The 14297-nt window shown below is 40.5% G+C and carries 15 protein-coding genes; 8 read left to right on the top strand and 7 right to left on the bottom strand.

The window, feature by feature from the left end; all coding sequences use genetic code 11:
* The first annotated feature begins 31 nt into the window (after positions 1–31).
* From nrfD to ABD985_RS09835, 4 genes are read left to right on the top strand one after another with little or no spacing between them, the layout of a single operon-like run.
* A complete protein-coding gene (nrfD, locus tag ABD985_RS09850) occupies positions 32–1489 on the top strand; it encodes an NrfD/PsrC family molybdoenzyme membrane anchor subunit (protein WP_345371330.1) in 1458 nt (485 codons plus the stop codon).
* A 22-nt stretch (positions 1490–1511) separates the two neighbouring features.
* Positions 1512–2123, top strand: a complete 612-nt coding sequence (locus tag ABD985_RS09845; RefSeq protein ID WP_345371329.1) for a DUF3341 domain-containing protein — start codon at positions 1512–1514, stop codon at positions 2121–2123.
* A 36-nt stretch (positions 2124–2159) separates the two neighbouring features.
* Complete coding sequence (locus ABD985_RS09840) at positions 2160–2828, top strand: c-type cytochrome (RefSeq protein WP_345371327.1); 669 nt, start codon at positions 2160–2162, stop codon at positions 2826–2828.
* Positions 2829–2842: 14 nt separating this feature from the next.
* A complete protein-coding gene (locus tag ABD985_RS09835; protein WP_345371325.1) occupies positions 2843–4177 on the top strand; it encodes a quinol:cytochrome C oxidoreductase in 1335 nt (444 codons plus the stop codon).
* 266 nt (positions 4178–4443) lie between these two features.
* On the opposite strand, the gene ABD985_RS09830 is transcribed toward ABD985_RS09835, so the two are convergent.
* Positions 4444–5103, bottom strand: coding sequence for a hypothetical protein (locus tag ABD985_RS09830; protein WP_345371323.1), 660 nt, complete (start codon positions 5101–5103; stop codon positions 4444–4446).
* Between the two features lie 110 nt (positions 5104–5213).
* Between ABD985_RS09830 and ABD985_RS09825 the strand changes: the two genes are divergently transcribed.
* From ABD985_RS09825 to ABD985_RS09815, 3 genes are all read left to right on the top strand, one after another.
* Positions 5214–5795 (top strand): hypothetical protein, encoded by a 582-nt coding sequence (locus ABD985_RS09825; RefSeq protein WP_345371321.1) that lies wholly within the window; start codon positions 5214–5216, stop codon positions 5793–5795.
* A gap of 295 nt (positions 5796–6090) precedes the next feature.
* Positions 6091–7653 (top strand): bacillithiol biosynthesis cysteine-adding enzyme BshC, encoded by a 1563-nt coding sequence (gene bshC / locus ABD985_RS09820; protein WP_345371319.1) that lies wholly within the window; start codon positions 6091–6093, stop codon positions 7651–7653.
* 99 nt (positions 7654–7752) lie between these two features.
* The gene (locus ABD985_RS09815) at positions 7753–8370 is read left to right on the top strand and encodes a sterol desaturase family protein (protein ID WP_345371318.1); all 618 of its coding nucleotides are present in this window, start codon (positions 7753–7755) and stop codon (positions 8368–8370) included.
* 200 nt (positions 8371–8570) lie between these two features.
* Here the strand turns inward: ABD985_RS09815 and ABD985_RS09810 are convergent, their stop codons facing one another.
* From ABD985_RS09810 to ABD985_RS09785, 6 genes are all read right to left on the bottom strand, one after another.
* A complete protein-coding gene (locus ABD985_RS09810) occupies positions 8571–9071 on the bottom strand; it encodes a gliding motility lipoprotein GldH (RefSeq protein ID WP_345371316.1) in 501 nt (166 codons plus the stop codon).
* Positions 9072–9112: 41 nt separating this feature from the next.
* The gene (locus ABD985_RS09805; protein WP_345371314.1) at positions 9113–10378 is read right to left on the bottom strand and encodes a PSP1 domain-containing protein; all 1266 of its coding nucleotides are present in this window, start codon (positions 10376–10378) and stop codon (positions 9113–9115) included.
* A gap of 276 nt (positions 10379–10654) precedes the next feature.
* Positions 10655–11113, bottom strand: a complete 459-nt coding sequence (gene coaD / locus ABD985_RS09800; RefSeq protein WP_345371312.1) for a pantetheine-phosphate adenylyltransferase — start codon at positions 11111–11113, stop codon at positions 10655–10657.
* 37 nt (positions 11114–11150) lie between these two features.
* A complete protein-coding gene (locus tag ABD985_RS09795) occupies positions 11151–12041 on the bottom strand; it encodes a DUF3822 family protein (RefSeq protein ID WP_345371310.1) in 891 nt (296 codons plus the stop codon).
* 2 nt (positions 12042–12043) lie between these two features.
* Positions 12044–12655 carry a hypothetical protein gene (locus tag ABD985_RS09790; RefSeq protein ID WP_345371308.1) on the bottom strand — a complete coding sequence of 204 codons (612 nt, stop codon included), beginning with the start codon at positions 12653–12655 and terminating at the stop codon, positions 12044–12046.
* Between the two features lie 185 nt (positions 12656–12840).
* Positions 12841–13497, bottom strand: a complete 657-nt coding sequence (locus ABD985_RS09785; RefSeq protein WP_345371306.1) for a peptidylprolyl isomerase — start codon at positions 13495–13497, stop codon at positions 12841–12843.
* 240 nt (positions 13498–13737) lie between these two features.
* Between ABD985_RS09785 and ABD985_RS09780 the strand changes: the two genes are divergently transcribed.
* The gene (locus tag ABD985_RS09780) at positions 13738–14157 is read left to right on the top strand and encodes a VanZ family protein (RefSeq protein WP_345371305.1); all 420 of its coding nucleotides are present in this window, start codon (positions 13738–13740) and stop codon (positions 14155–14157) included.
* Positions 14158–14297 lie beyond the last annotated feature (140 nt).

Here is a 14297-nt window from a genome sequence, read left to right as displayed (position 1 = left end):
GGTCTAAGCATAATAATTTTAAATAATAGATATGGAAATCGTATCAAAAGTTCGTGAACCACTGGTAACCGGTGGGAAGACGTACAAAGATATCACAGAGGATGTTTGCCGTCCGGTAGAGGCAGCTCCTAACGTACGCTGGTTAGGTGGTATGGCCATCGCACTAGTACTATTGTTTACCGGAGGATACTTTATGGGCGAGATGCTTTGGTATGGTATCGGTAAGTGGGGTCTTAACAAGTCCGTTCAGTGGGCTTGGGATATCACCAACTTCGTATGGTGGGTAGGTATCGGTCACGCCGGTACGTTGATCTCAGCGGTATTGTTGTTGTTCCGTCAGAAATGGAGAACGTCAATTAACCGTGCAGCGGAGGCAATGACAATCTTTGCCGTTATTTGTGCCTTGCTATGGCCAGTAATTCACATGGGTCGTCCATGGGTAGGTATGTATTGGGCACTTCCTTTGCCTAACGCATTTGGTTCGCTTTGGGTGAACTTCAACTCACCACTACTTTGGGACGTATTCGCGATCTCGACATACTTCTCAGTATCTTTGGTGTTCTGGTTCATTGGTTTGATTCCTGACTTTGCTACCATTCGTGACAGAGCAGTATCACCAGTATCAAGATTGATCTACGGTGCACTTTCTATGGGCTTCAACGGTTCAGCGAAAACTTGGATGCACTACGAATCAGTTTCTTTGATTCTTGCAGGTCTTTCGACACCACTAGTACTTTCAGTACACACCATCGTATCTTTTGACTTTGCTACTTCAGTAATCCCAGGATGGCACACGACTATCTTCCCTCCTTACTTCGTAGCAGGTGCGATCTTCTCTGGTTTCGCAATGGTATTGACACTAATGCTAATCACGAGAAAGCTTTACAAACTAGAAGACTATATCACTATGGAGCATATCGAGATGATGAACATCATTATCACGGTAACAGGTTCTATCGTAGGTATCGCTTATATTACTGAGTTTTTTATCGCATGGTACTCAGGTGTTGAGTACGAGCAGTACGCATTCGTTAACCGTATGACTGGTCAGTACTGGTGGGCATACTGGTCAATGATGGGCTGTAACGTAATCTCTCCACAGTTGTTCTACTTCAAGAAAATCAGAACAAACCTTTACATCACGTTTGCTTTGTCTATCGTGGTAAACATCGGTATGTGGTTCGAGCGTTTCGTAATTATCGTAACGTCTCTACATAGAGACTTCCTTCCGTCAAGCTGGTTGTACTTCCACCCAACGATTCACGACGTGATGACATACGTATTTACGTTCGGTTTATTCTTCACATTGTTCCTACTATTCTCGAAGTTCTTCCCAGTAGTCAACATGGCCGAGGTAAAATCGATTTTGGCTGACTCTGACTCTAAAGTATACAGAGGAAGAAGAACGATTTCTGATGAGGATGTTCCTGCGGAGCACCGCACATCACAAGAAGAAGTAGTAGAAGCAGCTGCCCCTTCAATCTTTTAATCAAGAAGCATAGGAAAGAAACATGGAAAAGAATAGACACTATACACTAGGTATTTTCGGCAACCACAACTTGTTGCTGAAAGCGGTAAAAACTCTTAGAGCAAAAGGTGTGAAAATCCATGAGGTATTTACTCCTTACCCAGTGCACTTCCTGGAAGATGCACTAGGGTACAAGAGATCATGGATGCCAAGAGCCGCATTTGGATTTGGTGCGTTGGGTACTACCTTGGCAATCGCTTTGCAAACTTGGATCATGGGGATCGACTGGCCAATGATCATTGGCGGTAAGTCTTTCATCGCGATTCCTGACTTTGTGCCAATTACATTCGAATTGACGGTACTATTGTCAGCATTCGGTATGGCAGGTACTTTCTTCGTATCACAAGACCTGAAACCTCACAAGGTACCAGTAGTTTTTGATAGAAGACAGTCAGACGATAAGCACGTATTGGCCGTAGACCTTGCGAAAAACAAAATTAGCGAGGAGGAAATCCAAACGTTATTGTCAGAGCTAGGAGCAGAAGAAGTGAAGAGAAAAGATTTGACAGATAAAGAAATCAAAGGAAACTTTGTGGATTATCTGATCGATCTATTCACCAACGGAGTTACGGACTCTGCACGTAAGCTTAGCTAAGTGGAATCGAATCTAGAATTTAAAAATTTTCGCAAAATGCGTATCAATAAAATCATCTTGGGAATCGCAGCCGCAGCAGGTTTGACTGCTTGTGGTGCAGAGGGCAACGATCCGGGGTTGGAGTATGCTCCACAGATGTATCACTCAATCCCTTACGAGCCACTATCGCAAATGACAGAGTCGGAAGTACCGACAGGTCTTTTCGAGAGTCTTTATGATTACTATACCAACACCAACCCATTTGTGGATAGCAGAAAGGGTGGTAAAAAGGTAATCAACATGATGGAGCCAGTAGAAGGTACTGTTGCCCGTCAGAACTATAAAGCTGTTACAGGTTCTTTGAATGCGGCTCCAGATCAGGCGTTGCTATATTACAAAGATATCAAGGCAGAAGACCTTGAGCTTGCTCAGGCAGTAGAGAATCCTTTGGAGGACTCTAAAGCGGTTGTTGCTGAGGGTAAGCGTCTGTATGAGAGCTATTGCCAACACTGTCACGGTACAGATGGTAAAGGGAAAGGTAAAGTATCCGAAGCATTTATGGGTATTGCTAACCTTACTGGTAAGAGCACGAAAGGTAAAACAGACGGACATATCTTCCATATCATTACGCACGGACAAGGGAACATGTGGCCTCACGCTTCACAGGTGAACCCAGAAGAGCGTTGGAAGATCGTGAAATATGTAAGAGTACTTCAAGGAAACTAATAATACAGAAAACAATGGCTCACGTAGATGTTGATATCAATAACGTGCAGGAGAAATTTGAGTTCTCTGCATCGTTAAAGAAAAAAATATTCACAATCGGAGGCATCGGACTAGTGTCTTTTGTTCTTGGGATTGTGTTCATGATGATGGGTGGTGGTCATGACGAGCACCACGCAGCAATGGATGCTGCTTCTAACCTGGCTTCAGTTGCGGCTGACGGTCACGGAGCAGATGCAGGTCACCACGAAACCGCTTCATGGTTGAAAATGTTGAAAACAAGTTTGTGGATGAACGGTGTATTCTACACTGGAGTAGCACTTTTGGGCTTCTTCTTCTTCACAATTCAGTTCGCAGCAAACGCAGGTTGGTCAGTACCAGTTCAGCGTGTGATGTTGACTTTCGGTAACTTCCTGCCTTACGGTGGTGCAGTATTGTTGGTTACTTTCCTAGTAGGAAGCCACGATATCTTCCACTGGACGCACGAATACCTGTTTGACAAAAACAGCCCTGAGTTTGATGCGATCATCAACGGTAAGAAAGCATTCTTGAACACACCATTCTTCCTATTCAGATTGGTAGCGTTCATCGCAGTATGGTACCTATTCTTCTTCATGTTGAAGAAAGTGACTACACACGAGGATGGCGTAAAAGGTTCTACAAAACACTTCAGAAGAGCACAAAGAATCTCAGTAGGTTTCTTGATCTTCTTTGGTGTATCAGAGTCTATCGCTTCTTGGGACTGGTTGATGTCAATTGACACGCACTGGTTCTCTACACTATACGGATGGTACTGTCTATCAAGCTGGTTGGTAACAGCAGTTACAGCAATCACTTTGATCACCATCATCTTGAAAGAGATGGGTTACTTGAGAATTGTAAACGAAAACCACTTGCACGATTTGGGTAAGTTCGTATTCGGTTTCTCAATCTTCTGGTCGTACCTATTCTTGGCACAGTTCCTATTGATCTACTATGCCAACATTCCAGAGGAGACTATCTACTTCGTAGACCGTCTAAGATCAGGTAACTATAAGCCATTGTTCTTCACAATGTTGATCTTCAACTTCTTGCTTCCTTTCTTCATCTTGATGACAAGAGACGCAAAGAGAAAAACAATGATGCTGAAAATCGTTGCTGTATTGATCATCGTAGGTCACTGGATCGATTTCTACCTAATGATCACTCCAGGTGTAATGAAAGAAGATGGCGCATTGAACTTGATGTCTATCGGTTTGGGTATGGTATTCTTCGCAGCATTTGCTTTTGTGATCTTCAAAGGTCTTACTAAAGCAGGTTTGATTCCTCAGAATCACCCAATGTTGGAGGAAGGTATCTACCACCACACCTAAGATATAATGAGGAATTAAGAATGAAGAATGAGGAATAGTTTGTAACTATTTTTCATTCCTAATTATTCATTCTTCATTAAAAAAAAGGCACCAGCTGTAATGGCTGGTGCCTTTTTTAATTTTCAATGATCAATGAATAATTTTCAATTGAAATTTACTGCTTTACTACTTTACTGGTCGTAAGCTCCAGCTTACGGACCCACAAGCGATTTTACCGAGCGTCCACGCTCGGATTTAGTGAATGATTAATAATTCTTCATTGAGAATTACTTCTTCACCTCAATCCACTCATATTTCTCTCCATCCCAGTAAATAATTCCTCCTTTATTAGAAGCGGCTTCATGTACCCAGATGCCGGCACCTATCAAGCGAACTTCCTTGTCGTAATCAGTAACCCATTTACCGGTTTTTTCATCTTTCTTGTAAGGAGCAACCATATTGCCTCTTGGGATGTCCTGGAAAGCTGCTAGCCAAGGCATATCCGTTACTCCAGAAGCTGCATCTCCTGCACCTATAATAGCATGTGTACCGTCGTGGTGCATAATGGCTACGCCTTTCTCTTTGGTATTGGTGTTCGTGATGACGCAAGCGATATCATCTTTCTGGTCTCCGTTGAAGTCTCTAACCATTTGCCACTTTTCTACAATAGCGTATTGCTCTCCAATACGGCTGCTAATTTCTTTTGTATTGAGTGCTTCAGGTGCCGTTACGGGAGTTTCCTGTACCGTATTCTCAGTGTTGATTTTTTCTATGGTTTCTTCTTCTACGGTGGCTGCCTTGCTTGTAAGGGTATCAGTGGTAGGTAGCGTACTGCTTGCAATAGCTTCTTTATTTTCAGTTACAGCAGCTTCCTGTTTTTTGGATGATTTGGGAGTACATCCGATAATGGTAGCGGATGCGATAAGGACTGTTAAAAGTTTGTACATCGTGGAATTAAGTTTAAAATTTGTTTTATAAAAAAAATATTGGTGTAGAGGCGCGATAAATCGCACCCCTACAGCGTTACCTTATACTTTTTACCTTTTACTTTAAATATATGTCTTCTCACCATATTGTTCGTGATGCGCAGGAACCGGCCGTTTTATTATTGGATGCCGAGGTTTGCCAACAAGATACACTACATCAACTATTGGAATGGAGCCCGGTAGTAATGGCGACGGCAGAAACCTTGCCTTTATTATTAACATGGAATATAAAGGTTGAGGTTGTCTTTTGCTCGGCAGAACAACATCCTTCCTTAAAGAAAGAGTTGATTTACCAGGAGCCTGTAACCATAATACCTATAGAAGGAACATTATTCCTTACCATAGCAGCCTATCTAAAGGAAAAAGAACATCGGGCAATCAATATTTTTTTTCCGATAGACCATACTTTATCTTTGTTTGCTGCCTTTTCGGACGTAGATGTGGTGCTTTTTGAACATCATCAAAGGGCATTTCTTTGTAAGAAAAAAGTATTGGAAAAGTGGTATCCCGCAGGACAGCAATTGTGCATACCTGAAAATGTGCAAGTAGAAAACCTTACCCTTGTAGGTGATGGAGTCTATAAGGTACTACAGGATGGCTTTGTTAAGGTGCATGGGGAGGGATCACCATTTCTTATTATGGAGGAGTCATAAACACTTTTTCTCTGTTTAAGTTATATCTTTTGGGTAAAAGGTAAAAGGTAAAAGGTAAAAGGTAAAAGGTAAAAGGTAAAAGGTAAAAGGTAAAAGGTAAAAGGTAAAAGGTAAAAGGTAAAAGGTACCCCGTGTGATTGATTTTTCGTTTGCCTGATGTTATTACCTTAAGAATAGATATAATGTAGGCCCTTGCCTGAGGGGGAGGGTTTGCGAACCAATAGCGGTGTAAGCCGCCTCAACAAATCAACGATTCAACTCACTGAAGGTGAAATTCAACAATTCAACATACATAATGGACTGTATTAAAATACCATTCTCTAAGACTGGAACTTTTTCAAAGACATTTTTGGACTACATTAATGGAGAGCATACTTTAAAGTCTTTTTACCATCGTACTCCAGCTATTGAAAGTTTTGAGGAACAGATAACAGAGAAGCAAGCTTACTTCACGACAGAGAAGCGTCACAAGCTTGCCGATACATTGCTAGAGCAATACGCTCACTTATCGGAGGTTCCTTCAACACAGATTGAACGTTTGAGAGATGAGAAGACCTTTACGGTGACGACAGGCCATCAGTTGAATATTTTCTCAGGGCCTTTATACTTTATTTATAAGGTTGCTTCAACAATTCAATTGGCTGAGCAACTGAAACGCGTCTATCCGGAGTACCATTTTGTTCCGGTATACTGGATGGCGACAGAGGATCACGATTTTGAAGAGATTAGCTTTTTTAATGCTTTTGGTAGGAAATACCAATGGAATAAGGCGAAGGTTAGTGGAGCTGTTGGACGCTTAAGTCCTACAGGATTGCAGGATATTCTGGATCAGATACAGGATATGCCTTCCTTTTTTAAAGAGGCTTATACAACACAAGAGAATCTTACAGATGCAACACGTTATTTTGTGCATCAACTTTTTGGAGAATATGGGCTGCTATGTGTGGATGGTGATAGCAGAGCGTTGAAACAGGAAATTGTTCCTTTGATTGAAAAAGATGTGTTGGAGCATATTCCATATGCTCATATTCAGCAAACAGATCAGCAATTGGAGGAAGCGGGATATGGTACACAGATCTATAGCCGTTCGATTAACTTCTTTTACTTGGATGGAAGTGTTCGGGAAAGAATAGAAGAAGTAGAAGGACAGTTTCAGGTATTGAATACAGATCTTTCTTTTTCTAAAGAAGAGATGCAGTTCTTAATTGAGCAGCATCCAGAGCGCTTTAGTCCTAATGTGGCTTTACGTCCGGTGTATCAGGAAGCTATTTTACCCAATTTATCTTATGCTGGAGGGCCTGCAGAAGTAGTGTACTGGTTGCAACTGAAAGCGTCTTTTGCAGCTTTGGAAGTTCCTTTTCCAATTCTATTACCGAGAGGCTTTGCCTTATTACTGGAAGAAAAGCATTTTGATAAGCTAAAGTATTATGGTTTTGAGGTGGAAGACCTATTCCGTTCGGAAGTAGCATTGAAGAAGCTCTTTACGGAGAAGCATGCTGCCCATGATTATACGTTGGAAGAGGAGTTTGAGGTGCTGGAAAAGCTTTATGAACAGGTATTGCAGAAAACCCTCCCTATCGATCAAGGTTTGGAGAAACATGTAAAAGCGGAGTTGAAAAGAGCACAAGACCGTTTGAAACACACGGCTTATAAACTAGAGAAGTCAGAGCGTAGAAACCTAAGTGAAGGTTTGGAGCGTGTATTAGCCATTAAAGAAGAGGCTTTTCCAGGTGGAGTTCCGCAGGAAAGAAAGACGAATATGATGCACTATTTTGTCAAATATCCTAATATGATTTATAACTTATTGGAACTGTTTAAGGAACCATTAGAGTTTGTATTCTATATAGGTAAGCTTTAACAGATAAGGGTGTGAAGCTTGTAGTAGTATACTCTAGTGCTAGAGCCTAGTTATAGGCTTCACATTCTTATTTATTGTCCATATAACCCACAACTAACTATGACTCACACTAACGATTACATTCCTCCCAAAAACAAGGGACGAAAACAGCTATTTGAAAGCGGTTTTCTGGAAATGCTAACTAAAACTCATATTGCCATGCCGTTGACATTTTTCCCTGTTACCGGTCTGTCTGTGATGGCTTATGGGTTGTACCAAGGGTACCTCTCTTTGGGACTTGCCATAGGGTTGTTCCTTGTAGGGGTACTTTCATTTTCTTTGGTAGAGTATCTGGTACATCGCTTCGTATTCCACATGGAACCTGATACGAAGCTTAAACAAACTATTACGTATAAGTTTCATGGAGTACATCACGAATATCCTAAGGATAAGATGCGTCTGGCCATGCCTATGGTAGTCAGTATCTTTCTGACAGTTGTGATGTTTACGGTATTTTGGTTTTTGATGGGAAGGTATGCCTTTGGCTTTATGCCGGGGTTTGTGGTAGGGTATGCAGCCTACTTAGGAGTACATTATATTGTCCATGCCTATCGACCTCCTAAGAATATGTTCAAAACGTTATGGGTACATCATGGTATTCACCACTATAAGCACAATGATCGTGCATTTGGAGTGTCTTCTCCATTGTGGGATTATATTTTCCGTACCATGCCGTAAAAGTTGAATCGTTGAATTTCATCACTTTGTGATGAGTTGAATTGAGCTTCGCTCGTTGATTCGAGTTGATAGGTTGTTTGAGTGTTTATATATATTTCAATCAACAGTTCAACTCGAATCAACGAGCAAAGCTCTATTCAACTCTCCGAAGGAGAAATTCAACGATTCAACACTATGATAGTGATTTATTCAGCCCTTAGCTATTTTTTAGCTTTCTCTACTCTTATTCCAACATTGTAGATACCCGGCAGCGTATCCGGCTGCATATACTGGTTGAATCGGAAGGTATACGTACCTGCTGACTCAAATTTATAAGTATTCAAAAGTGGAAATTGGTGAGTGTATAAAAGGCCTATCCCTTCACCAGCAGGGCTGGCAGTTTCACCGAAAGGTTCCCCTGTCTTGGCGTGCATTAAGGTGAACTCCTGTAGATTACTTCTCAATAGGCGGCCACTACTGTCAGACAACTCATATTGAATGTATAAGTTATAAAAGGGGTACGCGATAGAATTCCGAACATTAAAGTAAATGTTGTAGTCTTGTGTAGTATCTCGGATATCTACTTCAAAATTAGCTACAGAGTCATAGTACCAGTTGCCTTCGGTGTAGTCTACATATTCTTCGACCACTCTGGAAGAGTCACAAGCGGCTAGCAGTGACAGTCCTAGTATTCCAAAAAGTAGGAAATTCTTAATATACATTTCTTAAAAAGCTAAATGTAATAGGTAAGGTTATTCCAACCTTACCTATTATTTTTTTTTCTATTTCTTCTTCTTTTTACATTACCACTATTCTCTTTCCCTTTATTTTCATCCCCTTTATTTTGGGACGATTTATTTTGGGGTGGCTTATTTTGATTGGATGGTTTATTCCCTCTGGTACTTCTCTTTTTTGGTCGAGGTTTTCCAGGGTTTTCCTTTTCTCTACGCTGACGTTTCCTTTCTAGCTTCTCAATGGCCGAACCTAATTTGCTGTCTTTAGCTTCGATCGTAGTTGTTTCGTCTTCCTGTAGTGCAGGAGGGAAAACTTGCTTGGCATTCATCTCCTGTATTTCTTTGACTCTTTCGGCAGAAATACTGTGCCAAGTGGTTTCACCATTGTAGTTGAACCACAATACTTTTTTGAAGATATCTACTTTCTGTAAGGCAGCCTTTCCTTTCTCAGTGATCAATGGACTATCCACAATAGGAATATCAACTAAGGCGTCAATATATGTTTCCAGTTCATAGTTCAGACAACATTTAAGTCGTCCACATTGTCCGGATAACTTACTAGGGTTTAGCGAAAGGTTTTGATAACGGGCAGCGGCTGTACTAACACTTTTGAAGTCAGTTAGCCAGGTAGAACAACACAGTTCTCTACCACAAGAGCCGATTCCTCCGATACGTCCAGCTTCTTGGCGAAGACTGATCTGTCTCATTTCTACTCTGATCTTGAATTCGCTAGCCAATATCTTGATAAGCTCTCGGAAGTCTACGCGATCATCGGCAGAGTAAAAGAAGGTTGCCTTGGAGTTGTCTGCCTGAAATTCGACGTCAGACAGCTTCATCTTAAGGTTAAGCTCCTTGATGATTTCTCTGGTACGATACATGGTCGGCAGCTCTCTGTTCTTGACATTGACGAGCTTCTCCAGATCTTTATCAGTAGCAGGACGTAGAATATTAAGTACCTCTTCGCTGTCCTCCTTGACGTCTTTTTTATTCATTTGTAGGCGAACAAGTTCTCCTTGTAAGGATACATGTCCAATATGGTGACCACTTTGCGCTTCCACAACGACAGGGTCCCCAGTAAACAACTCCAGGTATTTGCTGTTGCGGTAGTAGCCCTTTCGTCCGCCTTTAAATTTTATTTCTATGATATTGTATTTGGTGGAACCGGGAAGGTTCATATCTCCCAGCCAGTCATAGGCATTGAGTTTCATACAACCTCCAGTGGCACAACTCCCATTGCTGCCACATCCTCCACTAGTCGTTCCGCAGGCTCCTGTTGAGCATGACCCACATCCCATAATTTATATTCAGTTAATTTATTTAATAATTAAGTAGTTGACAGCATTATGATGTTTCTACCTTAAGGTAGTTGCTGTATAATAAGTGTTTTCTCCCTTATAGATCTAGGAGAGTACTACATGGCTATATACGAATATACGACCGAAATCTCTCTTTTCTTTTTGGAGAAGAATAATTTCCGGTAGCAATATTCATTGATTATACTTTTTCCAAGTTATCAACATGCTATAGCCTATAGTTGTTGATAAAGGGAACAGTTTTTTATTGAGAAGTGCTTATTTATCCAATGGAAATGGAACGAACTCTGAGACATCTTGCCCATAATGATACAGTTCTCGAATAATAGTAGAACTAATATGTGAAAACTGTGGAGAGGTATAAATAAAAATAGTATCCAAAGAAGGTACCAAATGTCGGTTGGCCTGTGCGATACTGTTTTCGTACTCAAAATCTGTTGTATTTCTCAACCCTCTTAGCAGAAACTGTGCACCAAGTTCTTTCGCTACTTTAGCGGTAAGGTCACTGTACATAATAGCTCTGATATTAGGTTTGTCCTCGAAATGCTGGTTAATCTGCTCAAGCATTTTCTCGGCAGGGAAGTAACGGTTTTTTTTACTGTTATGCCCAAGCCCAATAATTAGTTCGTCAAATAATTCAGCTCCTCTCAATACAATATCTTCGTGTCCTTTGGTAAATGGATCGAAGGTGCCCGGAAAAAGTGCAATTTTCTTCATGATCTTTAATATTCAAAAAATGAATCTTCTTTCCTAATTATTTGCAATGCATGAGTGCCATTAAGTCAAAGGCATAATGCTCAGGGATATCTGTAGAAATGTAGTTGTAGTTGATTTTCTTTGGTCGTCTTCCAAAGATAAGATGTGCAGCATATCGTTTGAGGTGTTGTATCTCAGGGGTGTCCTCTGCAAGGTCGCCCCATATACGTACCGCTGTATGCTTGGTAGAAAGTTTTAATTCTTCTAAGATAAAGAGGGTATAGTAAATAAAATCATTAGGACTCTTAAAAGTAAAACTATTGACTAGTACCGGTTGACTATTCACTTTATAAAAAAAGGTCAGCTGGTCTCCAGCCACCAATAGGTTAAGTGTTTTGGTATATTCCTTTGCCTGATCAATCTCCAATAGGTAATGAAGAATAGAAAAAGAGGAGTGGTAAAATTTTACCTCATTATTGCGATAAAATTTTGTAAACCAACGATACAGTACGTTGGCAATAGGAAAGCCAATAGTTACTTTACTGTGTGGGAGCTCATTTTGAACCAAGGTATGTTGGGAAGGTTCGAAGGAGCAGTTGAGTTGTAGAAAAGCTTGTAGCTCGGTATCTTCTTCTAGGAGCTCGGAAGGGATAAGACTGTACTGGGAGTGAGAAATGACCACCTTGATTTCTTTCCAGAATACGGCATTTAAAAATGCATGTCGGGAAAAAAGGTCCTCCATAAATGCCGTAAGCTTTTCGGGGGTACCGTTGGTTTTGGTCTCATAAGCCTCTATCCCAAGGCAGGTATGTGATTTTTCGTGGTATATACATAGAGACAAACAGCTCTGATGTACCTTAATACAGAGCGTGTAATCCGCAATATTGTGTACATCAAAGCTGTTTGCATATGCTTTATAAAGCAGTGTATCTAAAAGTAAGTCTTCCAAGATTATTCCCAGTTACCAGATGTTGTTGCATCGTATTTAGAACCAAATCTTAGACGCCATCTTACTCTTCTTTCATCGTTGTCATTTCTTGTAGGGTCTCTAGGATCGCTGTCGACAACCTCGATTGCATTTACAAGTACTTGACCTTTACGAAGGGTATCAGCCCAGATCTCGAATGTTGCAGTATCTCTTCCTGGCAAGTATGGCAGTCTTTCAGGATTAAAGTTAGGATATTCCGCAATTGGAAACAATTTTTTGATCGCAAGTTCTCTACCGATAGTATCTTCTTCGATACGAACACTATCCGTTCTTGTATAGTACAAAGGATCATTTTTTGTTCTAGGAGTAATGATCTCAGTTCTTTCTACTGTATAGATCGTATCTTCTTTAATGAAAGTCACTAGAGAATCCCAGTCAGCTGTATACGTTTTGTACTTGTTAAAGTATGCTACTTCAGCTTTTCTGATTTGTTTCAGTTTTTCAACAACTTTCTTCTCTGCTTTCTTGATAGCCTCAGCCTCATTGATTACTGAGAAGATGCTATCGTAAACCAACCAACCCATAAGGAGTACGACTGGCACCATCAACCAAGTAAATAACTTTGTCTTTGTCATCTTTATTTGTAATTAATAATGTAGAAAAATTCTTACGTTCATCAGTGATAACATGACCATTTTGCCAATGCTCAAAAAGTACTATTTAATATTGGCAAAGTATATTGATCGACCGCAAATTTACCAACAATTCTTGTAAATGGTAATAATTATGACTATAAAAACTTTGTAGTGAGGGAAAAAAGTTACTTGTCCCTTCTTTTTTCAGGGTAAGTGTAGTCATAACGTTTGCGGATATCTTTCTTTTTAAGTCGAACAACCGTTACGTTCATGCGGATAGGTTTGAGAGGGTTTCCTCTTCGGTCCACCTCCTGCTGGGCAATAAGGTCCACCACTTCCATTCCTTTGATAACTTCTCCGAAAACGGTATACTCTCCGTCGAGATGATGTGCTCCTTCTTGTCCCTGGACAATGTAAAATTGACTTCCACTGGATTTGCGTTCTGGGTTGATGTTGTCAGGCATACGGGCAGCACCGATAGCCCCTCTTTCGTGAAGGAATAGTGTGGTATCAATTTCTGCTGTCAACTCGTAACCAGGTCCACCAGAGCCTAGGCGTTGCTCATTGCCTTGATAGCTGTTGGGGTCTCCTCCCTGTACGACAAAGCCTTCAAGTACTCGATGAAATGTTAAGCTATCGTAAAAGTTTTTGGAGGCAAGTGTTAAGAAGTTCTCCTTATGAATAGGGGTTTGATCAAAAAGTATAAGATCTATACTCCCTAAATCAGTAGTGATTTGTACTATGTAGTCTTTTTTTCGGCTTTTCTTGTATTTAAAATCTTGAGCTTGAATTCCATAGATGCCGTAACCTAAAAAAAATAGGAGTAGGAAAAGTTTTTTCATATTGTTTGATCGTTTGAGTTCAAGTGGTATACTGTTGGAATTTTTATATCTTTCTGACGTCTAACCACTGTATTATTACTGTATCTTGATCAGAAAGAAGTCCCACTTGTTCGAGGTGGATCACCAAGAAGTTATTTACATTTTTTGTTTGATGTATTTCGGGAAGTACTGATCATTAGCAATCAGTAAGGTGTACAAATATGCTATAATCCATTATAAATTGATACTGTGACTTTGAAAATGAATAAAATTTTGTGGAAACCCCTGTGGCCAGCCGTTTTTTTATCCTTGTTGACGTTCTATGCCTTTTTCTTTAAGGTACCCAATCCAAAATCGGAATGGTCGATCCCTCACATGGATAAGGTAGTTCATCTAGGAATCTTTGGGGCATTGACCTTTTTCTATACTTTCGGGATTTTCCAGCAGCACTGGTCGCATAAATCACGCCGAAATACGATGTTGTTAATGGTTTTTGCTTGTGTTGTTTATGGAGCCATCACGGAATTGATTCAACACTTCATTCCTTATCGAAGTGGAGATGTTTATGATTTTGTAGTAGATACAATAGGCGCTGTAGGAGGATATGTCTTGGGGCGACTCGTGATTCACTTTATTGTTGTTCCTCGTTTGGAACGAAACAAAAAAAAGAGCAGCACGTAAAATGCTGCTCTTTTTGGTTATTTCTACGTCCTAATTAAGTTGGAGTAAGAAGGTTGAACATGAATCATCCCATATTAACAAATGGCTTAGCTTTCTGAGAATTTCATCCCTTTACAACTATCTCACAAGCCCTTTATGAG

The sequence above is a fragment of the Algivirga pacifica genome (assembly GCF_039543525.1).
Taxonomy (GTDB): domain Bacteria; phylum Bacteroidota; class Bacteroidia; order Cytophagales; family Flammeovirgaceae; genus Algivirga; species Algivirga pacifica.
Note: the sequence above shows the minus strand (reverse complement) of the source record. Positions and strands in the feature narration are given on the sequence as shown.

What these genes read in the sequence shown, in the direction of transcription:
- coaD (WP_345371312.1), bottom strand. Translation starts at nt 11,113, where the DNA reads ATGAAGAAAATTGCACTTTTTCCGGGCACCTTCGATCCATTTACCAAA.
- bshC (WP_345371319.1), top strand. Translation starts at nt 6,091, where the DNA reads ATGGACTGTATTAAAATACCATTCTCTAAGACTGGAACTTTTTCAAAG.
- nrfD (WP_345371330.1), top strand. Translation starts at nt 32, where the DNA reads ATGGAAATCGTATCAAAAGTTCGTGAACCACTGGTAACCGGTGGGAAG.
- ABD985_RS09830 (WP_345371323.1), bottom strand. Translation starts at nt 5,103, where the DNA reads ATGTACAAACTTTTAACAGTCCTTATCGCATCCGCTACCATTATCGGA.
- ABD985_RS09840 (WP_345371327.1), top strand. Translation starts at nt 2,160, where the DNA reads ATGCGTATCAATAAAATCATCTTGGGAATCGCAGCCGCAGCAGGTTTG.
- ABD985_RS09805 (WP_345371314.1), bottom strand. Translation starts at nt 10,378, where the DNA reads ATGGGATGTGGGTCATGCTCAACAGGAGCCTGCGGAACGACTAGTGGA.
- ABD985_RS09780 (WP_345371305.1), top strand. Translation starts at nt 13,738, where the DNA reads ATGAATAAAATTTTGTGGAAACCCCTGTGGCCAGCCGTTTTTTTATCC.
- ABD985_RS09815 (WP_345371318.1), top strand. Translation starts at nt 7,753, where the DNA reads ATGACTCACACTAACGATTACATTCCTCCCAAAAACAAGGGACGAAAA.
- ABD985_RS09785 (WP_345371306.1), bottom strand. Translation starts at nt 13,497, where the DNA reads ATGAAAAAACTTTTCCTACTCCTATTTTTTTTAGGTTACGGCATCTAT.
- ABD985_RS09810 (WP_345371316.1), bottom strand. Translation starts at nt 9,071, where the DNA reads ATGTATATTAAGAATTTCCTACTTTTTGGAATACTAGGACTGTCACTG.
- ABD985_RS09845 (WP_345371329.1), top strand. Translation starts at nt 1,512, where the DNA reads ATGGAAAAGAATAGACACTATACACTAGGTATTTTCGGCAACCACAAC.
- ABD985_RS09835 (WP_345371325.1), top strand. Translation starts at nt 2,843, where the DNA reads ATGGCTCACGTAGATGTTGATATCAATAACGTGCAGGAGAAATTTGAG.
- ABD985_RS09790 (WP_345371308.1), bottom strand. Translation starts at nt 12,655, where the DNA reads ATGACAAAGACAAAGTTATTTACTTGGTTGATGGTGCCAGTCGTACTC.
- ABD985_RS09825 (WP_345371321.1), top strand. Translation starts at nt 5,214, where the DNA reads ATGTCTTCTCACCATATTGTTCGTGATGCGCAGGAACCGGCCGTTTTA.